Origin of the sequence: Nocardiopsis flavescens, assembly GCF_900141985.1 — a bacterium.
GTDB lineage: Bacteria > Actinomycetota > Actinomycetes > Streptosporangiales > Streptosporangiaceae > Nocardiopsis > Nocardiopsis flavescens.
In genome coordinates, this window is sequence record NZ_FQZK01000016.1 from 98,397 (window position 1) to 117,618 (window position 19,222).

At 73.1% G+C, this 19,222-nt stretch carries 18 protein-coding genes; 16 read left to right on the top strand and 2 right to left on the bottom strand.

The genetic code is table 11. The features are described from left to right. The first annotated feature begins 198 nt into the window (after positions 1–198). Complete coding sequence (locus BUE45_RS22770) at positions 199–963, top strand: SDR family NAD(P)-dependent oxidoreductase (RefSeq protein ID WP_073381485.1); 765 nt, start codon at positions 199–201, stop codon at positions 961–963. A 152-nt stretch (positions 964–1,115) separates the two neighbouring features. Here the strand turns inward: BUE45_RS22770 and BUE45_RS22775 are convergent, their stop codons facing one another. Together BUE45_RS22775 and BUE45_RS22780 are read right to left on the bottom strand one after the other, a co-directional pair. Continuing rightward, positions 1,116–1,379 (bottom strand): HPr family phosphocarrier protein, encoded by a 264-nt coding sequence (locus BUE45_RS22775; RefSeq protein WP_073381486.1) that lies wholly within the window; start codon positions 1,377–1,379, stop codon positions 1,116–1,118. A 32-nt stretch (positions 1,380–1,411) separates the two neighbouring features. After that, positions 1,412–2,365, bottom strand: coding sequence for a 1-phosphofructokinase family hexose kinase (locus tag BUE45_RS22780; RefSeq protein WP_073381487.1), 954 nt, complete (start codon positions 2,363–2,365; stop codon positions 1,412–1,414). Between the two features lie 317 nt (positions 2,366–2,682). Here BUE45_RS22780 and BUE45_RS22785 point away from each other — a divergent pair, with 317 nt between their 5' ends. The 15 genes from BUE45_RS22785 to BUE45_RS22855 all read left to right on the top strand — a co-directional run bounded on the left by BUE45_RS22785 (position 2,683) and on the right by BUE45_RS22855 (position 19,092). Continuing rightward, positions 2,683–3,444, top strand: a complete 762-nt coding sequence (locus tag BUE45_RS22785; protein ID WP_073381488.1) for a DeoR/GlpR family DNA-binding transcription regulator — start codon at positions 2,683–2,685, stop codon at positions 3,442–3,444. A 137-nt stretch (positions 3,445–3,581) separates the two neighbouring features. Beyond that, entirely contained in the window at positions 3,582–4,694 is a 1,113-nt protein-coding gene (gene mtlA / locus BUE45_RS22790; RefSeq protein WP_073381489.1) for a mannitol-specific PTS transporter subunit IIC, read from the top strand. After that, entirely contained in the window at positions 4,691–4,999 is a 309-nt protein-coding gene (locus tag BUE45_RS22795; RefSeq protein WP_073381490.1) for a PTS lactose transporter subunit IIB, read from the top strand. Before mtlA ends, BUE45_RS22795 begins: the two co-directional genes overlap by 4 nt. Next, entirely contained in the window at positions 4,989–5,444 is a 456-nt protein-coding gene (locus tag BUE45_RS22800) for a PTS mannitol transporter subunit IIA (RefSeq protein WP_073381491.1), read from the top strand. Before BUE45_RS22795 ends, BUE45_RS22800 begins: the two co-directional genes overlap by 11 nt. Before the next feature lie 250 nt (positions 5,445–5,694). Continuing rightward, positions 5,695–6,735, top strand: a complete 1,041-nt coding sequence (locus BUE45_RS22805) for a zinc-dependent dehydrogenase (protein ID WP_073381493.1) — start codon at positions 5,695–5,697, stop codon at positions 6,733–6,735. 95 nt (positions 6,736–6,830) lie between these two features. Beyond that, positions 6,831–8,510, top strand: a complete 1,680-nt coding sequence (ptsP, locus tag BUE45_RS22810) for a phosphoenolpyruvate--protein phosphotransferase (RefSeq protein ID WP_073381495.1) — start codon at positions 6,831–6,833, stop codon at positions 8,508–8,510. A gap of 449 nt (positions 8,511–8,959) precedes the next feature. Next, positions 8,960–9,934 (top strand): LysR family transcriptional regulator, encoded by a 975-nt coding sequence (locus BUE45_RS22815; RefSeq protein WP_073381497.1) that lies wholly within the window; start codon positions 8,960–8,962, stop codon positions 9,932–9,934. A gap of 340 nt (positions 9,935–10,274) precedes the next feature. Continuing rightward, positions 10,275–11,378 (top strand): ABC transporter substrate-binding protein, encoded by a 1,104-nt coding sequence (locus tag BUE45_RS22820; RefSeq protein WP_245833414.1) that lies wholly within the window; start codon positions 10,275–10,277, stop codon positions 11,376–11,378. Beyond that, complete coding sequence (locus tag BUE45_RS22825; protein ID WP_073381500.1) at positions 11,375–12,229, top strand: ABC transporter permease; 855 nt, start codon at positions 11,375–11,377, stop codon at positions 12,227–12,229. The genes BUE45_RS22820 and BUE45_RS22825 overlap by 4 nt, the downstream gene beginning before the upstream one ends. Next, a complete protein-coding gene (locus BUE45_RS22830; RefSeq protein WP_084737665.1) occupies positions 12,229–13,101 on the top strand; it encodes an ABC transporter permease in 873 nt (290 codons plus the stop codon). Before BUE45_RS22825 ends, BUE45_RS22830 begins: the two co-directional genes overlap by 1 nt. Continuing rightward, on the top strand, positions 13,098–13,892 hold the full coding sequence (locus BUE45_RS22835; RefSeq protein ID WP_073381501.1) for an ABC transporter ATP-binding protein: 795 nt from the start codon (positions 13,098–13,100) through the stop codon (positions 13,890–13,892). The genes BUE45_RS22830 and BUE45_RS22835 overlap by 4 nt, the downstream gene beginning before the upstream one ends. Beyond that, complete coding sequence (locus BUE45_RS22840; RefSeq protein WP_073381502.1) at positions 13,882–14,217, top strand: hypothetical protein; 336 nt, start codon at positions 13,882–13,884, stop codon at positions 14,215–14,217. Before BUE45_RS22835 ends, BUE45_RS22840 begins: the two co-directional genes overlap by 11 nt. Continuing rightward, on the top strand, positions 14,214–14,975 hold the full coding sequence (locus BUE45_RS22845; RefSeq protein ID WP_245833415.1) for an SDR family NAD(P)-dependent oxidoreductase: 762 nt from the start codon (positions 14,214–14,216) through the stop codon (positions 14,973–14,975). Before BUE45_RS22840 ends, BUE45_RS22845 begins: the two co-directional genes overlap by 4 nt. A gap of 23 nt (positions 14,976–14,998) precedes the next feature. Beyond that, positions 14,999–15,496, top strand: coding sequence for a 2,4'-dihydroxyacetophenone dioxygenase family protein (locus tag BUE45_RS22850; protein WP_073381505.1), 498 nt, complete (start codon positions 14,999–15,001; stop codon positions 15,494–15,496). Positions 15,497–16,101: 605 nt separating this feature from the next. Then, positions 16,102–19,092 (top strand): alpha-mannosidase, encoded by a 2,991-nt coding sequence (locus BUE45_RS22855; RefSeq protein WP_073381507.1) that lies wholly within the window; start codon positions 16,102–16,104, stop codon positions 19,090–19,092. The last annotated feature ends 130 nt before the right edge of the window (positions 19,093–19,222 follow it).

The window sequence follows — 19,222 nt, forward strand, 5'->3', positions numbered from 1 at the left end:
AAAGGGCGGGATATCCGAAAAAGGGTATGCGGAATGTGTGGAAATTCCGGAGGGGGATTCCACGCTAGCACCGCTTCCGTTTTCGGTGCCATCGGATTTCCCGGCCCCGCCGCGCGGGTGCGCCGGGGGCGCGCGGCCCGCGGCCCCCGCCCCCGGATACGCTCGGCGCGACAGCGACCTTGCAGGGGGAGGACCCACATGACAGCGACCGCCGTCGTCACCGGCGCCAGCAGCGGTATCGGCGCCGCCACCGCCCGGGGCCTGGCCGCCCGGGGCTACGACGTGGTCCTGGTCGCCCGCCGCGCGGACCGTGTCGAGCGGCTGGCCGCCGAGCTCGTCGGAGCCGGGCACCGCGCCCGCGCCCGCGCCCTGGACGTCACCGACCGCGCCGCCGTCGACGCCTTCGCCGCGGAGCTGGACTCCTGCGACGTACTGGTCAACAACGCGGGCGGCGCCGTCGGCACCGAGACCGTGGCCGAGGCGGACCCCGCGGACTGGCGGGCGATGTACGAGGTCAACGTGCTGGGCGTGCTCCACCTCACCCAGGCGCTGCTGCCCCTGCTCGTCGCCGGCGGCGCGGGCACGGTCCTGGTGGTCGGCTCCGTGGCCGGGCACGTGGTCTACGAGGGCGGCGGCGGGTACGCGGCGGCCAAGCACGGCGCGCACGCCCTGGCCGCGACGCTGCGCCTGGAGCTGTGCGGTCAGCCCGTCCGGGTGCTGGAGATCGCCCCCGGCATGGTCAAGACCGACGAGTTCTCGCTCAACCGCATGCGCGGGGACGCCGACGCCGCCGAGGCCGTGTACGCGGGCGTGCCCGACCCGCTCACCGCCGAGGACGTCGCGGACGCCGTGGTGTGGGCGGTCACCCGGCCCCAGCACGTCAACATCGACCTGATGGTGCTCCGCCCCCGCGCCCAGGCCGCCCAGCACAAGGTCCACCGGGTCGCCCCCGAACAGGGCTGACCCGCGCCTCCGAAACGCCGGACGCCCGCCCCGCGGCACTTCGCGGGTCGGGCGTCCGTGTACGGCCGGACTCCTCCGGCCCGCCGCCGGCGGCCCTGCCGTGTCCCCGGGGGGACGGCGGCGGGCGGGCCGCGGCGGGCCGGGGGCCGGTCCTAGTCGAGTTCGGAGGCCAGCAGCTCCGCCAGGGAGTCCAGGGCGGCGTCGGCGCCCTCGCCCTCGGCGGTCAGGGTCACCTCGTCGCCGTGCTTGGCCCCCAGGGTCATCACGGCGAGCATGCTGCTCGCGTTCACCGGGTCCTTGCCCTCGGCGGCGATGGTGACGGGCAGGCCGGTGGCGGTGGCGGCCTGGACGAAAAGGGTGGCGGGCCGCGCGTGCAGTCCTTGGGCGGAACCGACGGCAACGGTGCGCTGGGGCATCTACTGCTCCTTGAGAGGGGTCGAGGGGCCGGTCAGGTGCGCTCGGCGAGCGAGTCGAGGGACCAGGAGGGATCGGGTTCGGTCACCACTTCGACGGCGTCCGGGCGGACGTCGTCGGGTGTGGGGATGGTCGTTCCGGGCAGGGACACCGCCGCCGTCCCCCAGGCCACCGCGTTGCGCAAGCGGTCGACCGGGGAGTCGGCCGGAGTGAGGTACCCGGCGAGGGCGCAGTCGCCCGCGCCCACGGTGCTGCGCGTGCGGACCCGGGGGCCGCGCGCCCACCACGCCTGTTCGGGCCAGACGAGTATGGCACCGCCTCCGCCCAGCGTCACGAGGGCGGAGCCGTTGCCCTGCGCGAGGAGTTCGCGGACGGCCGCCACGACCTCGCCGACGGTCGAGGGGGAGGTGCCGGTCAGCTCCGACAGCTCCTCCAGGTTGGGCTTGAGCAGGCCGAGGGAGCCGGCGCGTACCGCCGCCTCCAGCGGCTTGCCCGAGGTGTCCAGGGCCAGCGGGACGCCGTATTCGGCGGCCAGCCCGGCGACCCGGACGTAGAAGTCCTCCCCGGCGCCGGCCGGGAGGCTGCCGCTGGCCACGATCCACTCGGGGCGCTGGGAGAGTTCGCCCTCCAGCGCCGCCAGCAGGCCGTCGGCCTCGGTGGGGGAGAGGGCGGGGCCCGGGGCGTTGAGCTTGGTGGTGGTGCCGTCGGCCTCGGTGACCGCGACGTTGGCGCGGGTCTCGCCCTCGATGGGGACGGTCAGCCGGGGCAGGTCGTCGAGCAGCGCCGTCAGTTCGGCGCCGCCGCCTCCGCCGACCGGCAGGATCGCGCGGGTGTCCACGCCCGCCAGGTGCAGGGCCCGGGCGACGTTGACGCCCTTCCCTCCTGCCTGGGCGCGCGTGGCGTCGACCCGCAGGACCTCGCCTCGGGCGAGACGGTCCACCTCCAGGGTGTGGTCCACGCTCGGGTTGGGGGTGAGGGTCAGGATCATGGGAGCTCTTTTCGCGGTCGCTGCGCCCGGCCCGGTATGGATGTTGGACTGTCTTTGATTATGTGTGTTCATCTGTGTGTGTCAACACTGTTGTCCTCTTGTTTCCGGTTCCGTGGCCTGGTGCGGAGGCCTGTCGGGGGTGGTCACAGGGTTTCCGGGAAGTCGTCCTCCGGAGGGGGGAAGGCGCCCGCCCCGGGGGGTCGCGGACGTGGGCGTTCGGGGGTCCCGGTGGGATATTGGGGGAAGGTACCCCTTGTGTGTCCCAGGCAACACGATTAAACTCACCGAAAACCACACCGAAACACAGGTGATCCAACATGTACGCGGAAGAGCGCCAGCAGGCGATCCTCGAACGCGCCCGCCGGGACGGCCGGGTCGACGTGACGGGACTCGCCGCGGAGTTCGACGTCACCTACGAGACCATCCGACGGGACCTCACGGCGCTGGAGCGCCACGGAGTCCTGCGGCGGGTCCACGGTGGCGCGATCCCCGTCGAGCGCCTGGGCTTCGAGCCCACGCTCAACGTGCGCGATTCCGTCATGACCCAGGAGAAGGAGCGGATCGCCAAGGCGGCGCTCGACGAACTCCCCGCCGAGGGGGCCGTACTGCTCGACGCGGGGTCCACCACAGGACGCCTCGCCGAGCAGCTGCCCTCCGACCGGGAGCTCACCGTCGTCACCAACTCCCTCTCCATAGCCCTCACGCTCACCACACGGACCAACATCAACCTGATGTTCCTGGGCGGCCGTCTGCGTACCCGTACGCAGGCCACGGTCGACGGGTGGGCACTGAGGTCGCTGGCCGAATCCTTCGTGGACGTGGCCTTCATGGCCGCCAACGGAATCTCCGTCGAACGCGGGCTCACGACGCCCGATCCGGCGGAGGCCGAGGTCAAGCGCTCCATGATCGCCTCGGCACGGCGAGCCGTCCTCCTGGCCGACCACACCAAGGTCGGCAACGACAACTTCGCCCGATTCGCCTCGGTCGAGGACCTGGACCTGATCATCACCGACCAGGGTCTCGCAGGGGGCCTCGCCGACGAACTGGAAACCGCCGGACCCCGTGTCCGCGTGGTCTGACCAGGACCGGCGTCCGTTCGACCGAGGTGCGTGACCCGTCCGATCGCCCTCCCCGTCCAGCCGGACGGACGCCCCCCATCCACCACACCCTCACCGGCGCGGCCCACACCCGCCCAACCTCCCTGGAGGTCCCCCACATGTCCACTGACCAGAAGCAGAACCCAAGGCTCGACTCCGTCAGGTCGGGAATCCAGCGCTTCGGCGGGTTCCTCGCCGGAATGGTCATGCCCAACATCGGCGCGTTCATCGCCTGGGGCCTGGTCACCGCGCTGTTCATCCCGACCGGCTGGCTGCCCAACGAGTACCTGGCGCAGCTCGTCGACCCGATGATCAAGTTCCTGCTGCCCCTGCTCATCGCCTATACCGGCGGCACCATGGTGCACGGGCAGCGCGGCGGCGTGGTCGGCGCGGCCGCCACCATGGGTGTGATCGTCTCCGCGGAAATCCCCATGTTCCTCGGCGCGATGATCATGGGTCCGTTCGCCGCGTACCTGATGAAGCACTTCGACCGGGTCGTCCAGCCGCGCATCAAGGCCGGCTTCGAGATGCTGGTCAACAACTTCAGCGCCGGCATCCTCGCCGCGCTGCTGGCGATCCTGGGCGCCTACGCGGTCGGCCCCGTCGTGAGCCGCATCGCCGACGGCCTCGGCGCCGTCGTGGAGTTCCTGGTCACCCACAGCCTGCTGCCGCTGGTCTCGCTCTTCGTCGAGCCGGGCAAGGTGCTGTTCCTCAACAACGCGATCAACCACGCCGTCTTCACCCCGCTGGGCACCACCCAGTCCGACGCCAACGGCAGCTCGATCGCGTTCCTCCTGGAGACCAACCCCGGTCCCGGCCTGGGCATCCTCATCGCCTGCATGCTGTTCGGCCCGCGCATCAGCCGCGCCACCGCCCCGGGTGCCATCATCATCCACTTCTTCGGCGGCATCCACGAGATCTACTTCCCGTACATCCTGGCCCAGCCGAAGCTGATCCTGGCCGCCATCGCGGGCGGTATGGCCGGCGTCGCCACCTTCATGGTGCTGGACGCGGGTCTGATCTCCGCCGCCTCGCCGGGCAGCATCATCGCCCTGATGATCGTCACCCCGCCCGGCGGCCACCTGTCCGTCCTGGCCGGCGTCACCGCTGCCACAGTGGTGTCCTTCGTGGTCGCCTCGCTCCTGCTCGGCTTCGGCCGCTCCGAGCGCAAGGCCGCCCGCGAAGAGGCCGCCCAGAAGAACGCCGAAAAGAGCGAGGAGAACGCCGCATGAGCAGCATCCAAGGTTCCGACGTCAAGAAGGTCGTAGTGGCCTGCGACGCGGGTATGGGCAGCAGCGTCCTGCTGACCACCCAGCTCAAGGGCAGCCTGGGCAAGTACGGCGTCACCGTCGAGCACTCGCCGGTGGACCGCATCCCCGAGGACGCCGACCTCGTCCTGACCCAGGAGGGCCTGGCCTCCCGCGCCCGCACCCGTGTCCCGAACACCGTGGTCAAGGGCTTCCGGATGTTCCTGGGCGACCCGGTCTTCACCGAGGTCGAGAGCGCCATCCGGGACGGTGGCACCCTTGCCGACTGAACCCGTCCGGCTGGTCCTCACGGAGGACGCCGTCCGCCTGGGCCGCACCGCCAAGGACCGCGCCGACGTCATCGACCAGTGCGGTGAGCTGCTCCTGGAGCTCGGCGCGGTCGACCCCGGCTACCTGCCCGCCATGCACGAGCGGGAGGCGTCGGTGTCGACCTTCCTGGGGGAGGGCGTCGCGATCCCGCACGGGACCGACCCGTCCCGGGTGCACGTCAAGCAGACCGGGCTGGCCGTGATCCAGTTCCCCGAGGGTGTCGACTGGGGCGGGTCCACCGTCAACGTCGCCATCGGCATCGCCGCCACGGGGGAGGAGCACCTGGGCATCCTGACCGCCCTGGCCGGGGTCCTGACCGACCCCGACAAGGCCGCCCGGCTGCGCGGGGCCACCGACCCCGCCGACGTCGTCGCGCTCCTGAACCCTCCGGCCTCGGACGGCTGAACGCGGCCGGGCCGCCGCGGCCGAGCCGTCCTTCCCGCCCCCGCCCGCCCTCCGCTCACTCCCCGGAGCGGCGGGCGGGGGACCGCCCGAACCCGTCCGCCGCCCACCGGCGTCCTCGACCGGCGCCCACGGGCCGCCCCTTCGAACGCACGCCTCCGGCGCAGCCCACCCCCCTTGAACGCAACGCCTCCGGCGCAGTCCCGTCCGCGCGGAAGACCCCGCGCGGTCTCGCACCACGAAAGGCCCTAACATGCTCGTCGCCCGCTTCTACGCACCCGGTGACATCCGCCTGGAGCAGGCACCCGAGCCCACCGCCGGGCCCGGGCAGCTCAAGATCGCCGTCGAGAACTGCTCCACCTGCGGCACCGACGTCAAGATCTTCCGCCACGGACACCACCACATCGACCCGCCGCGCGTCATCGGCCACGAGATCGCCGGCCGTATCGTCCAGGTCGGCGAGGGCGTCGAGGGCTGGGCCGAGGGCGACGGCGTCCAGATCATCGCCGCGATCCCCTGCGGCACCTGCCCCGAGTGCAGCGACGGCCGGTTCACCGTCTGCTCGCGCCAGAAGTCGATGGGCTACCACTTCGACGGCGGCTTCGCCGAGTACATGATCGTCCCCGAGGCCGTCCTGGCCGTCGACGGCGTCAACCGCATCCCCGAGGGCCTGGACTTCGCGGAGGCCTCCGTGGCCGAGCCGCTCGCCTGCGTCCTCAACGGCCAGGAGATCGCCGGCGTCGGCGAGGGCGACACCGTCGTGGTCATGGGCGCCGGCCCCATCGGCTGCCTGCACGTCCGCCTGGCCCGCGCCAAGGGTGCGAAGAAGGTGTACCTGGTCGACGTCAACCGCGGCCGCCTGGACATGTCCGCGCAGATCGTCGAGCCCGACGCCGCCATCTGCGGCGAGGAGGTCGACGCGGTGGAGGAGGTGCTGCGCCTGACCGACGGCCGCGGCGCCGACGTGATCATCACCGCCGCCGCCGCCGGCCGCGCGCAGGAGGACGCCCTCAAGATGGTCGCCCGCAGCGGGCGCATCAGCTTCTTCGGCGGACTGCCCAAGGACAACCCGATCATCTCCCTGGACTCCAACGTCGTCCACTACAAGGAGATCTCGATCTTCGGCGCCAACGGCTCCAGCCCCGAGCACAACAAGCGCGCCCTGGAGCTCATCGCCACCGGCGCCGTGCCCGTCGCCGACCTGATCACCGAGCGGATGGCGCTGTCCGACGTGCACAAGGCCATCGAGACGGTGGCCTCCGGCACGGCCATCAAGGTCACCATCCAGCCCTGACCCGTCCGCAGCCCGGGGAGGGGGCCCGAGCCGCGACGGCCGGAGCCCCCTCCCACCCCCTCCCCTCCACCCACTCACCGATCCACGGAGCGACCATGGCGCAGACCCGATCCCTCTCCTCTCTCGGCGGCATCCCGGCGGCGCCGGGTGCGGCGGTCGGCCCGGTGGCGCGCATGGCACCGCCGCCGCGCCTGCCCGACGACCGCCCCGTCGCGGGCGACCCCGCCGCCGAGTCCGAGGCCGCACGCGCCTCCCTGGAGCAGGTGGCCGCCGGGCTCGACGAGCAGGCCGCCGCCCTGGAGGGTGAGGCCGCCGCCGTCCTGGGGGCGCAGGCCCTCATGGCCCGCGACCCCGAGCTGGCCCGACGGATCGGCGAGCGCGCGGAGGCGGGCGACCCGGCCGCCTGGGCGGTCCACTCCTCCTGCGAGACCTACCGCGACATGCTCAAGGCCGCCGGCGGCTACCTCGCCGAGCGCGCCGCAGACCTCGCCGACATCCGCGACCGCGCGGTGTCCCTGCTGCTGGGCCTGCCGATGCCGGGCCTGCCCGACCCGGGCGTCCCGCACGTGCTGGTGGCCGAGGACCTCGCCCCCGCCGACACCGTCCACCTGGACCCGGCCAAGGTGCTGGGGATCGTCACCCGTTACGGCGGGCCCACCAGCCACACCGTCATCCTGTCCCGCGCCCTGGGCATCCCGGCGGTGGTCGGCTGCGAGGGCGCCGACACCCTCGCCGACGGCACGGTGGTGGCGATCGACGGCGACGACGGCTCCGTCGTCGCCGACCCCGACGAGGACACCGTGCAGCGGGCCCTGCGCCGCGCCGAGCAGCGGCGCGCACTGGCGGCCACGGCCACCGGACCGGGCACCACCGCCGACGGCGTCTCCGTCCCGCTGCTGCTCAACATCGGGGAGGGCGACGCCCGCGCCGCCGCCGCCCACGACAGCGAGGGCGTGGGGCTCCTGCGCACCGAGTTCCTCTTCCTCGACCAGACCGAGCCGCCCACGCGCGAGGAGCAGACCGCCTCCTACGTCGAGCTGTTCTCGGCGTTCGCCGGCCGCCCGCTCACCGTCCGCACGCTCGACGCGGGCTCGGACAAGCCGCTGGCGTTCGTCCCGATGGGCGCCGAGGACAACCCGGCCCTGGGCGTGCGCGGCTACCGCACCGCCCGGCTGCACCGGGAACTGCTGGTGGACCAGCTCGCCGCCATCGCCGCCGCCACCAAGGAGACCGGCGCCGACATCCGCGTGATGGCGCCGATGGTGTCCACGCCCAAGGAGGCGCGGGAGTTCGCCGAGCTCGCCCGTTCCCAGGGCGTGACCCGGGTGGGCGTCATGATCGAGGTCCCGGCGGCGGCGCTGCTCGCCGACCGGCTGCTGAACGAGGTCGACTTCGTGTCGATCGGCACCAACGACCTCGCCCAGTACACGATGGCCGTCGACCGCACCCTGGGCTCCCTGCCGGACCTGCTGGACCCGTGGCAGCCCGCGCTGCTGTCCCTGATCGGCACGGCGGGCAGGGCCGGCGACCACCTGGGCGTCCCGGTGGGCGTGTGCGGCGAGGCCGCCGCCGACCCGCTGCTGGCCCTGGTCCTGGTGGGCCTGGGGGCCACGAGCCTGTCGATGTCGGCTCCGGCCCTGCCGGGCGTGCGCCACGCGCTGTCCCGCCACACCCTGGACGAGTGCCGCCGGCTGGCCCACCTCGCCCTGGCGGCGGCGGGTGCGGAGCAGGCCCGCGAGGCCGTCCGCTCCGCCGCGCACACCGACACCCCCTGACCGCCGCGGCCGGGTCCCCGCCCCCGTCCCGGCCGCGGTCCCCAGAACGTCGCGGAGTCACGTCCGGCCGTGGGACCGGCCCGGCGCGCCGCCCGCGGCACGGGGCGCCCCCGCCTGACCGGGCGGCGCCCACGCGGCGGGGGCGGCCTGGAACCCGCCTCCGCCGCCACTGTTCCATGGATCATCCAATGCGGGGATGATCCGGTCTTCGGATGTTCATGAAGCCGTTATGGCGCGTATGGAGGGCCGATCGGGGCTCCCCGGGGCACGGGAGCGGTGCGCGGTCGGGCGTCCGGGCCGGATGCTCTGATCAGAAAGACCAATAGTCCTGGTTTAATGGACCGCGATGCCAGGTTCGGGTGGGTTACGCCCCGCTTTGGGGTGGATACGTGTTTTGTATCCTGCTCAACACCAGCCCCAGTGACAACTTTATACGGGAGCGAATCCGCATGCTCGACACGGACATACGTCTGGAATGGTTCGTATCCTTCCTGGCCGTGATCGACACCGGGAGTTTCGTCGCCGCGGCCGAGTCCACCCGCAGGTCCCAGCCCCGGGTGAGCCAGCACGTGGCCGCGCTGGAACGGGAGATCGGACAGCCCCTCTTCGACCGCAAGAAGCGCCCGGTCCGGCTCACGGAGGCCGGCGCCGCCCTCGCCGTCCAGGCCCGCAACGTCCTCCAGGCCCTGGAGGAGGCGGAGTCGGCGATGGCCCCCTGGCGCGGCGGCGCCCTGGGGATGGTCGCCCTGGGCTCCTACCCCAGTGTCAGCGCCGCGTTCGTCCCCGACCTGCTGCGCGACCTCGCCGACAGCGAGCCCGACATCCGGGTGGTCCTGTCCGAGCGCGCCACCCTGGAGCTGGACGACGCGCTCATCTCCGGCGACGTCGACCTCTACCTCAGGCCCATGCTCCCCCGCCCCGTCTCGGAGTCCGTCACCTGCCTGCCGCTGTGGCGCGAGCCCCTGGTCGTCGTGCACGCCGAGGACCACCCGCTGGACCTGGTCCCGGACCCCGTCCCCCTGCACGAGGTGGCGGTCCACCCCATCGTCTCGATCGGCCGCCTCGACGCCCCGGAGACCTCCGAGTTCGAGACCTACCAGGTGTTCCGGGACCAGGGGCTCGTCATCGAGCCCGTCCAGGCCACCAACCAGCCCCAGACCCTGGTGTCCCTGGTCGCCCGCGGGATCGGCGTCGGCGTCACCAACTGGCTGGCCGCCAAGACCGCCGACACCACCGGCGTCCGGGTGCGGACGCTCGCGGGGGCGCCCGAGCGCGGCGTCGCCGTCTGCTGGGACTCCACCCGCCCCCTCAACCCCGCGGCGCGCATCGTCCTCAAGGAGATCTCCGAGCGCGCCGTCCCGGAGGGCACGATCAGGATTCCGAATAAGTCGGCCGCCAGGAAGCATGTGCCGCTGCCCCGATGAGGGGTCCTCCACACCTCCAAGTCCCCTGTATTCGGCTTGCTGATATAGCTATAAAAGAATCGCCCTTAACGGCATCAGGGATATCTCGGTACGGTCGTGGGCGACGGCGCGAGGAGGAATCGCGCGGCACCCCCGTGCCCCGCCCCAGCACCAGCGCCCGCCACCGTCCCTCCCCCGATCCCCTGCGTTCCGGCTCCTGTGTGTTCCTCGGCCCGGGTGGCCCACTGTGCCCCCCTCAGCCCGGTCGCGGACGCCCGGTCCCCGCCAGCCGCGCGCGAGGGTGTTCGGTCACGCGAACCGGAAGATCCCCATGCTCCGACCCCCTCTTGCCCCTCTCGCCGTGGCGAGCACGCTCGTCCTCCTGGCGACGGCCTGCTCCGGCGGGTCCACCGTCGACGACGACGTGGAGGGCGCGTCCGAGTCCGTCAGCGGCTCCATCAACGCCGGCTACGTCTCCGCGATCGACCAGATCGGCCTGCCGGTCGGCACCGAGCTCGGCCTCTTCGAGGAGCAGGGCATTGACGTGACCCTCGCCGACCCGTTCCCCACCGGTGTCGACGCCATCACCGCCCTCACCGCCGGGGAGGTGGACGTCATCCAGGTCGGCGTCCCCGCCCTGGCCGCCGCCCAGGAGGGCGTCGAGCTGGCCCTGATCGGCAACTACACCGGCTCCGCGGTCCAGCGCAGCGTCGACGAGACCGCCGCCATCGTCGCGGCCGAGGGCTCCGAGATCGACCCCGAGGACCTGAGCACCCTCAAGGGCGCCACCATCGCCACCACCTTCGGGTCGATCAACCACCTCTACCTGCTGGGCCTGCTCAAGGACCAGCGGATCGACGTCGAGGACGTCGAGCTGGTCAACACCGCGCCGCCGGACATGCCGGTCGCCCTGGAGACCGGCGGCGCCGACGCCGCCGTCAACTGGGACCCCTGGCCGATCACCATCCAGGACCAGGTCGAGGGCTCCTACGAGGTGGTCCGCGGCGGCGGCTACATCCCCTTCATCGGGTACATCGTCACCACCCCGCAGTTCCTGGAGGAGAACCCGGACCTGGTGGAGGCGTTCCTCACCGCCCGCGCCGCCACCGACCAGTGGATCCGCGAGAACCCCGAGGACGCCGCCGACTCCGCCGCGCGCTGGCTGACCGGCACCGAGCCCGAGGTCGCCCTCGCGGCCATGGAGTACAACGTCCAGCAGCTCGACGCCCGCTTCTCCTCCTGCAACTACCTGGCCGCGGACACCGTCGCCCTGCTCCTGGAGGAGCAGGAGGCCCTGGAGTACGGCTTCGACATCAACGACCTGTTCGCCCCGGCGCCCATCCTGGCCGTCGAGGAGAACAACCCGGAGCTGTTCTCCGACCTGCCCGAGGTTCCCACCGACGCGCAGATCGACCCGGACTTCACGTTCATCCGCGAGGTAGCACAGAACTCGTGCGCGGTATGAGCGACCTGCCCGCCCGGGGCGGTAACGCCCCGGCGGTGCCCCGTCCCGGTGCGGCCGTTCCACGCCGCGGCCGTACCGGGTCGTGGGCCGTCGATCTCGCCTGGTTCGTGACCCCGCTGGCGGTGCTGGTGGCCCTGTGGGCCGGCGCGGTCGCCGCCACCGGGGTCCCCACCCGGGTCTTCCCACAGGTCACCGACGTGGCGCTGGCCCTGTGGGAGATGGCGGTCAGCGGGGAGCTGGCCCTGCACCTGGGCGCCAGCCTGTACCGGGTCCTGGTGGGCTCCGTGATCGCCGTCGCCACCGCGCTGCCCTTCGGCATCGCGCTCGGCGCGAGCCGGGCCCTGTCCGCGTTCTTCTCGCCCCTGCTCCGCTTCTCGGTGGCGCTGGCGGGCATCGCCTGGATCCCCATCGCCACCCTGTGGCTGGGATACGGCGACGGCGCGGTGATCTTCATCGTGTGGAACGCCATGTTCTTCGCGCTCGCCTACAACACCATGCTGGGCGTGCGCCGCATCCCGACCTCGCTGCTGCGCTCGGCCCGCTCCCTGGGAGCGGGCCCGTGGCGGCTCTTCTGGGAGGTGCTGCTGCCCGGGGCGATGCCCAGCGTCATCTCGGGCCTGCGCATCGGCCTGGGCTACGGCTGGCGCGGCCTGGTCGCCGCGGAGATCATCGCCACCCACGCCGGCCTGGGCTACGCGCTCTTCCTGGCCCAGACCTCGTTCTCGACCGACGTCATCATCGCCGCGATGGTGATCATCGGCGTCCTGTGGCTCTGCACGGACCGCCTGCTGCTGGCCCCCCTGGAGCGGCGCACGGTCCGCCGCTGGGGCATGACCTCCGGGGAGGGGTGATGGCGGTGGACTCCGCCGAACACACGCGGAAGGCCGGCTCCGGCAGGCCCGCCCGCGCCCCCGCCCCGCTGCACCGCAGGGCGTGGCTGCGGCTGAGCCGCAACTCCGCGTTCCGCACCCTGGGGCCCTTCGTCCCGGTGGTCGGCCTGTGGTGGCTCATCGCCGCGCTGGAGGTCTTCCCCCCCGCGTTCTTCATCGGCCCCGACCGCGTGGTCGTGGAGTTCGCCGAACTCCTCCGCAAGGGCGTGCTGCCCGGCTACCTGGCCGACTCGCTGGAGCGCCTGGCCTACGGCGCCGGCTTCGGCCTGGCCATCGGCATCGTCATGGGCTTCCTGACGGCGCTGTCCCTGCGGGTGCGCAAAGCCCTGTGGCCGATCCTGCTGTTCTTCCAGGCGATCGCCGACATCGCCTGGCTGCCGATCGTCATCGTCTGGTTCGGCTTCAGCCTGACCGCGGTCACGTTCGTCATCGTCTACACGGTCGTCTTCCCCCTCATGCTCGCCGTCGTCTCGGGCGTCGAGCAGGTGCCCCGGGAGCTGGTGCTGGCCGCCCGCTCGCTGGGCGCCGGGCGCCTGCGGGTGTTCTGGGAGGTCACCGTGCCGGGCGCGCTGCCGTCCATCGCCACCGGTGTGCGCACCGGGCTGGGCTACGGGTGGCGGGCCCTGGTGGCCGCCGAGATCATCGTCGGCACCAGCGGTATCGGATTCATGATGTTCGACGCCCGCCGGGTGGGCGACGTGAGCCAGGTCTTCCTCGGCATGGTCGTGCTGGGGATCCTCTGGTACATGCTCGACGCCCTCATCCTGGCGCCGTTCGAGAAAGCCACCGTGGAACGGTGGGGATTGGTGCGCGGCATGGAGGACGACGAATGACCGCCCTGGTGATCGAACACCTGGAGAAGACCTACACCGACGCCTACACCGGGGACGAGGTCGTCGCCATCGGCGACGTCTCCTTCTCGGTGTCCGAGGGCGAGTTCGTGTCCGTCCTGGGCCCCAGCGGCTGCGGCAAGACCACGGTCCTGAACACGGTGGCCGGGTTCGTCCGGCCCACCTCCGGCACGGTCTCCGTGGCCGGGAACCAGGTCAGCGGACCCGGGCCCGACCGGGGCGTCGTCTTCCAGAACCACGCCCTCTTCCCCTGGAAGACGGTGCTGGGCAACGTGGTCTTCGGACTGCGGATGAAGGGCATGGGCCGCGCCGAGCGCGAGGCCCGCGGACGCGAGTACCTGTCCCTGGTGGGGCTGGAGGGCTTCGAGCGGCGCTACCCGCACGAGCTGTCCGGCGGCATGCGCCAGCGGCTCGGGGTCGCCCGCGTGCTGGCCACCGAGCCCGCCGTGATGCTCATGGACGAGCCGTTCGCCAGCATCGACGCCCAGACCCGGCGCCGCCTCCAGGAGGACCTCACCCGGATCTTCGAGGAGCGCAGGCCCACCGTGTTCTTCGTGACCCACGACATCGACGAGGCGGTCTTCCTGTCCGACCGCATCGTCGTCCTGTCGGGGCGGCCCAGCAGCGTGCGGGAGATCGTCGAGGTCGACCTGCCCCGGCCCCGGACCTGGGCGTCGGCCGTGGACCACCCCGGGTTCCGCGCCACCGTCGCCCACGTCAACGGCCTGCTGGCCGAGGGAGAGGCCGAGGGGACCGCCGCCGATGTGGAGTAGAGCGGCCTCCTCGCCCACCCTGCGCCGGATCGCCGCCGTCGTCCTGGCGGTGCTGCTCTACCAGGGCTGGCTGAGCTTCCAGGCCGTCGGCAAGGCCGAGCCCGGCCTGGGCGACACCCCCGACGAGCGCGGCCGGTTCCCGGTGGACGTGGTCCTGGGCTTCGCGCCCGAGCGGTACCACATCCTGCGCCTCCAGGACCACGGCCGCATCGCCGGGACCGACGGCAACACCGTCCACCTGCGCGGCGTCTCGCCCTCCGGGGTCGACGCCCTGGCCCGCGAGTACTGGATCGACGCGCTCGCGGTCCCCGAGGAGGAGCGTTGACCACCGACGCCCCCGAGCGCACCCACCACCTTCGAGAGGAGCCCATGGCCGACACCTCGCCCCCGGCCGTCGTCGTGGTCGGCGGGACCAGCGGCATCGGGGCGGCCATCGCCGCCCGGTTCGCCGCCCGCGGACACCGGGTCGCGGCCTGCGGGCTGCGCGCCGACGACGCCCCCGCCGAACTGCGCGAGAACGCCGAGGTCACCGAGCTGGACGTCACCGCGCCCGGCGGGATCGAGGAGTACCTCGCGTCCTTCACCGAGGTCCGTGCTCTGGTCAACGCGGTCGGCGTCATCCGGCGCCGCGAGGAGTTCGACCCGGCCGTGTTCGCCCGGGTCATCGAGATCAACCTCGTGTCGGTGATGCGGGCCTGCACCGCCGCCCGGCCCGCGCTGGCCGCCGCGGGCGGCAGCGTCGTCAACATCGCCTCGATGCTGAGCTTCTTCGGCGGCCCCCTGGTGCCCGCCTACACGGCCAGCAAGGGCGGCATCGCCCAGCTCACCCGGTCCCTGGCCGTGGCCTGGGCCGCCGACGGCGTCCGGGTCAACGCGGTCGCCCCCGGGTGGATCAGCACCGACCTGACCGGCGGCATCCGCACCGACCCCGAGGCGGAGGCCCGCATCCTGGACCGCACCCCCATGGGCCGCTGGGGCACCCCGGGCGAGGTCGCGGGTGCGGTGGAGTTCCTCTGCGGGCCCGACGCCGGGTTCATCACCGGCGCCGTCCTGCCCGTCGACGGCGGCTACCTGGCCGCCTGAATCCCCTGAAGAAAGGCGCAGCCGTGCCCGACAACACCCCCGTCATCGCCCAGTCCGTCGGCATCCCCGACGAGATCGCGATCGCCGCCGTCCCCGACGACCCGCGCGTGTGGGTGCCCCAGGCCCCCAACGTGTGGTTCCGCCCGCTGATGCTCAACACCGTCACCGGCCAGTGGTGCAACCTGCTCAAGGTCACCGCCTCCGGGATCGTCTCCCGCCACCGCCACCCCGGCGCCGTGTTCGGGTACGTCATCGAGGGCCGCTGGCACTACTACGAGCACGACTGGATCGCCGAGGCCGGGCACTTCGTGTACGAGCCCCCGGGCGAGATCCACACCCTCGCGGTCCCGGAGGACTGCGACCACATGGTCACCTTCTTCAACATCACCGGCGCGATGGTCTACGTGGACGAGAACGGTGCCCAGACCGGGTACGAGGACGTCTTCACCAAGATCGAGATGGCCCGCGCCCACTACGCCTCGGTCGGGCTGGACGGCTACCTGGAGCCGCTCATCCGCTGAACCGGGGGCCGGCCAGGGGTGGTGGGATCCCCCTCGGCCGGGGACCGGTTCCGGGGTGAGTGGGATCCCCCGGAGCCGGTCGTCTCCGCATCCCCGGCGTGAGCGCGTACACCGCCGCGCACGCCGGGACCCACGACGCCCCGCCGACGGTCCACCGCGGCGGGGCGAGGGCGTTCGGGCACCTCACAGGGGCGGGCCCGGAGCCGTCGGGGACCCCCAGGGCAGGGCGCAGCCGACCAGCCCGGCGAGCGCCAGGGCGGCGGCCAGGGCCGTGAAGCCCCAGGAGTTCCGGTCCATCGGCCCGGCCCGCCTTCCCGTCCGGCGGCCCCGCACCCGTTCCGCGCCCGTCCGCCGGAGCGGTCCTCGGGCCGGTCCGCGCCCCTGCCCGGTACCCGGGCACCGCGGCGCACCGCGCCCGTGCGCCGGCCCCGGCCCCGTGCGGGGTCCCGCCTGCTCCCGTGCCGCCCCGGTGCCCCCCGCGGCGGCCCCCGCCCGGGTCCCCCGGGACGGACTTTTCACATCTCTTTATCCAGAGTGTTGACGAAGTCGTGTGACGTGGGCAACGTTGGGCAGGTCGGCCAGGGACGTGACCGAGGAGGTCCACCGTGCACGATGACCGCAAGCTCACCGAAGCCCGCCTGGAGAGGGTCCTGCGCGAACGCGTATGGCCCGCAGTCCACGGCCCGTCCGTTCCCCTGGAGGTGTCCCGCTGGGACGCGCCGGGGGAGCCCGTCCCCGCGGAGGAGGGCATCGCCGCCCCCCACACCCCCGCCGCCGTGGGCGATCCCTGGGGCCCCGCCTGGGGCACCACCTGGTTCCGCTTCCGCGGCCGGGCCCCGCAGGAGTGGGAGGGCCGTACCGTCGAGGCCGTGCTCGACCTCGGCTTCGACGCGAACATGCCGGGCTTCCAGTCCGAGGGCCTGGTCCACCGGCCCGACGGGACGGTGGTCAAGGGCCTCAACCCGCGCAACGCCTGGGTCCGCGTCCCCGACGGGGCCGACGTCGACCTCCACGTGGAGGCCGCCGCCAACCCCGTGATCCTGGGCGACCCGCCCTTCCAGGCCACCGACCTGGGCACCGCGCCCGCCGGACCCGACGGCGCGCCCCTGTACCGGCTGGTCCGCGCCGACCTGGCCGTCTTCCAGGAGCAGGTGTGGGAGCTGGCCATGGACCTCGACGTCCTGGGCGGCGTCATGCGCGAGCTCGACCACGGCGACCCCCGCCGCTGGGAGCTGCTCAGGGCCGTGGAGCGCTCCCTGGACCTGCTCGACCTCCAGGACGTCCCCGGCACCGCCGGGCGCGCCCGCGAGGCCCTGGCCGGGGTGCTGGCCTCCCCGGCGGCCGCCGCCGCGCACCGCCTCTCGGCCGTGGGCCACGCCCACATCGACTCCGCCTGGCTGTGGCCGCTGCGCGAGACCAGGCGCAAGGTCTCCCGCACCGCCGCCAACGTGGTCAACCTCCTGGACGACCACCCCGAGCTGGTCTTCGCCATGTCCCAGGCCCAGCAGTGGGCGTGGCTCCAGGAGCACCGCCCCGACGTATTCGCCCGCGCGGCGCGGGCCGCGAAGGAGGGCAGGTTCGTCCCGGTCGGCGGCATGTGGGTGGAGTCCGACACCAACATGCCCGGCTCCGAGGCCCTGGCCCGCCAGTTCGTGTACGGCAAGCGCTTCTTCCGCGACGAGCTGGGGATCGACACCCAGGAGGTGTGGCTCCCCGACTCCTTCGGCTACTCCGCGGCGCTGCCCCAGCTCATCCGCCTGTCGGGATCGCGCTGGTTCCTCACCCAGAAGATCTCCTGGAGCCAGACCAACACCTTCCCGCACCACACGTTCCGCTGGGAGGGCCTGGACGGCACCCGGGTCTTCACCCACTTCCCGCCGGTGGACACCTACAACTCCGAGCTGACCGGACACGAGCTGGCCCACGCCGCCCGCAACTTCCGGGAGAAGGGCCGCGCCACCCGCTCCCTGGTCCCCTTCGGCCACGGCGACGGCGGGGGCGGCCCCACCCGCGAGATGCTGGGCCGGGCCGCCCGGCTGGCCGACCTGGAGGGTTCCCCGCGGGTGGAGATCCAGCGCCCGGACGCGTTCTTCGCCGAGGCGGAGGCCGAGTACCCGGACGCCCCGGTGTGGTGGGGCGAGCTCTACCTGGAGTTCCACCGCGGCACCTACACCAGCCAGGCCCGTACCAAACAGGGGAACCGCCGGACCGAGCACCTGCTGCGCGAGGCCGAGCTGTGGTGGACCACGGCCGCCGTGCGCCGCGGCGCCGACTACCCGCACGAGGCCCTGGACCGGCTCTGGCGCACCGTGCTCCTCAACCAGTTCCACGACATCCTGCCGGGCAGCTCCATCGCCTGGGTCCACCGGGAGGCCGCGGAGACCTACGCGGAGGCGGAGGCCGAGCTGGGCGCGCTCATCGACCGGGCCCAGGGCCTGCTGGTCGAACCTGGGGACGGGGTGGTCGAGTTCAACGCCGCCCCGCACGACCGCGGCGGCGTACCGGCGCTGGGCGCCGCGCCCCGGCCCGCCGGGGCGGGGGACACCGCCACCGCCGCCGAGGACGGCGGGTTCCTGCTGGACAACGGCCTGCTCACGGTCCGGGTGGACGTCCACGGCCTGGTCACCTCCGTCGTCGACCGGGAGACCGGCCGGGAGGCGCTGGCGGGCCCGGCCAACCTGCTCCAGCTCCACCAGGACCTGCCCAACCAGTGGGACGCCTGGGACGTGGACTCCTTCTACCGCAACACCGTCACCGACCTGACCGGTGTGGACGCGCTGGAGCCCGTCGACCACGGCCTGCGGATCGCCCGCTCCTTCGGCGACTCCTCGGTCGTGCAGGTCCTCACCCTGGCCCCCGGGTCGCGGAGGCTGGACGTGGAGACGGTCGTGGACTGGCACGAGCGCGAGAAGTTCCTCAAGGCGGCGTTCCCCCTGGACGTGCGGGCGGAGACCTCCGCCTCGGAGATCCAGTTCGGGCACGTGCGCCGCCCGACGCACACCAACACCTCCTGGGACGCCGCCCGGTTCGAGATCTGCGCGCACCGCTGGGTGCACGTGGGCGAGCCCGGCTACGGGGCCGCGCTGGTCAACGACTCCACCTACGGCCACGACGTCACCCGCGACGTCCGCGAGGACGGGGGCACCACCACGACGGTGCGGCTCTCCCTGCTGCGCGCGCCCCGCTTCCCCGACCCCGAGACCGACCAGGGCGAGCACCGGTTCCGGTACGCGCTGGTCCCGGGCGCGGAGATCGCGGACGCCGTCCGCGAGGGGTACCGGCTCAACCTGCCGCCGCGCGAGGTCGGCGGCTCGGGCACGGTGGAGCCGCTGGTGCGGGTGGAGGGCGCCGGCGTGGCCGTGGAGTCGGTCAAGCCCGCCGACGACCGCTCCGGCGACGTGGTGGTGCGCCTCTACGAGTCGCTGGGGGCCCGCACCCGCGCCGCGGTGCGCTTCGGGTTCCCGGTGGCCGGGGTGAGCGCGGTGAACCTCCTGGAGGAGGAGTACGAGGACGCGCCCGAGCTGGAGACCGACGGGGACGGGACGGCGTTCTCGCTGCGCCCGTTCCAGGTGGTCACCCTGCGGCTGGCCCGCTGAGGCACGGACGCCGGACAGGGCGGGGCGCCCCGGGCCGCGGGCCCGGCGCGCCCCGCCGTTCCGGTGGGGCGTGTGCGTGTGCTCTCCGGAGGTCGGTCGTGCGCGGCGCCGGTGTGCCCGGTGGTGCGTG

Excerpts from the sequence above, each read along its gene's own strand:
- BUE45_RS22770 (WP_073381485.1), top strand. The coding sequence starts at position 199 with ATGACAGCGACCGCCGTCGTCACCGGCGCCAGCAGCGGTATCGGCGCC.
- BUE45_RS22775 (WP_073381486.1), bottom strand. The coding sequence starts at position 1,379 with ATGCCCCAGCGCACCGTTGCCGTCGGTTCCGCCCAAGGACTGCACGCG.
- BUE45_RS22780 (WP_073381487.1), bottom strand. The coding sequence starts at position 2,365 with ATGATCCTGACCCTCACCCCCAACCCGAGCGTGGACCACACCCTGGAG.
- BUE45_RS22785 (WP_073381488.1), top strand. The coding sequence starts at position 2,683 with ATGTACGCGGAAGAGCGCCAGCAGGCGATCCTCGAACGCGCCCGCCGG.
- mtlA (WP_073381489.1), top strand. The coding sequence starts at position 3,582 with ATGTCCACTGACCAGAAGCAGAACCCAAGGCTCGACTCCGTCAGGTCG.
- BUE45_RS22795 (WP_073381490.1), top strand. The coding sequence starts at position 4,691 with ATGAGCAGCATCCAAGGTTCCGACGTCAAGAAGGTCGTAGTGGCCTGC.
- BUE45_RS22805 (WP_073381493.1), top strand. The coding sequence starts at position 5,695 with ATGCTCGTCGCCCGCTTCTACGCACCCGGTGACATCCGCCTGGAGCAG.
- ptsP (WP_073381495.1), top strand. The coding sequence starts at position 6,831 with ATGGCGCAGACCCGATCCCTCTCCTCTCTCGGCGGCATCCCGGCGGCG.
- BUE45_RS22815 (WP_073381497.1), top strand. The coding sequence starts at position 8,960 with ATGCTCGACACGGACATACGTCTGGAATGGTTCGTATCCTTCCTGGCC.
- BUE45_RS22825 (WP_073381500.1), top strand. The coding sequence starts at position 11,375 with ATGAGCGACCTGCCCGCCCGGGGCGGTAACGCCCCGGCGGTGCCCCGT.
- BUE45_RS22830 (WP_084737665.1), top strand. The coding sequence starts at position 12,229 with ATGGCGGTGGACTCCGCCGAACACACGCGGAAGGCCGGCTCCGGCAGG.
- BUE45_RS22835 (WP_073381501.1), top strand. The coding sequence starts at position 13,098 with ATGACCGCCCTGGTGATCGAACACCTGGAGAAGACCTACACCGACGCC.
- BUE45_RS22840 (WP_073381502.1), top strand. The coding sequence starts at position 13,882 with ATGTGGAGTAGAGCGGCCTCCTCGCCCACCCTGCGCCGGATCGCCGCC.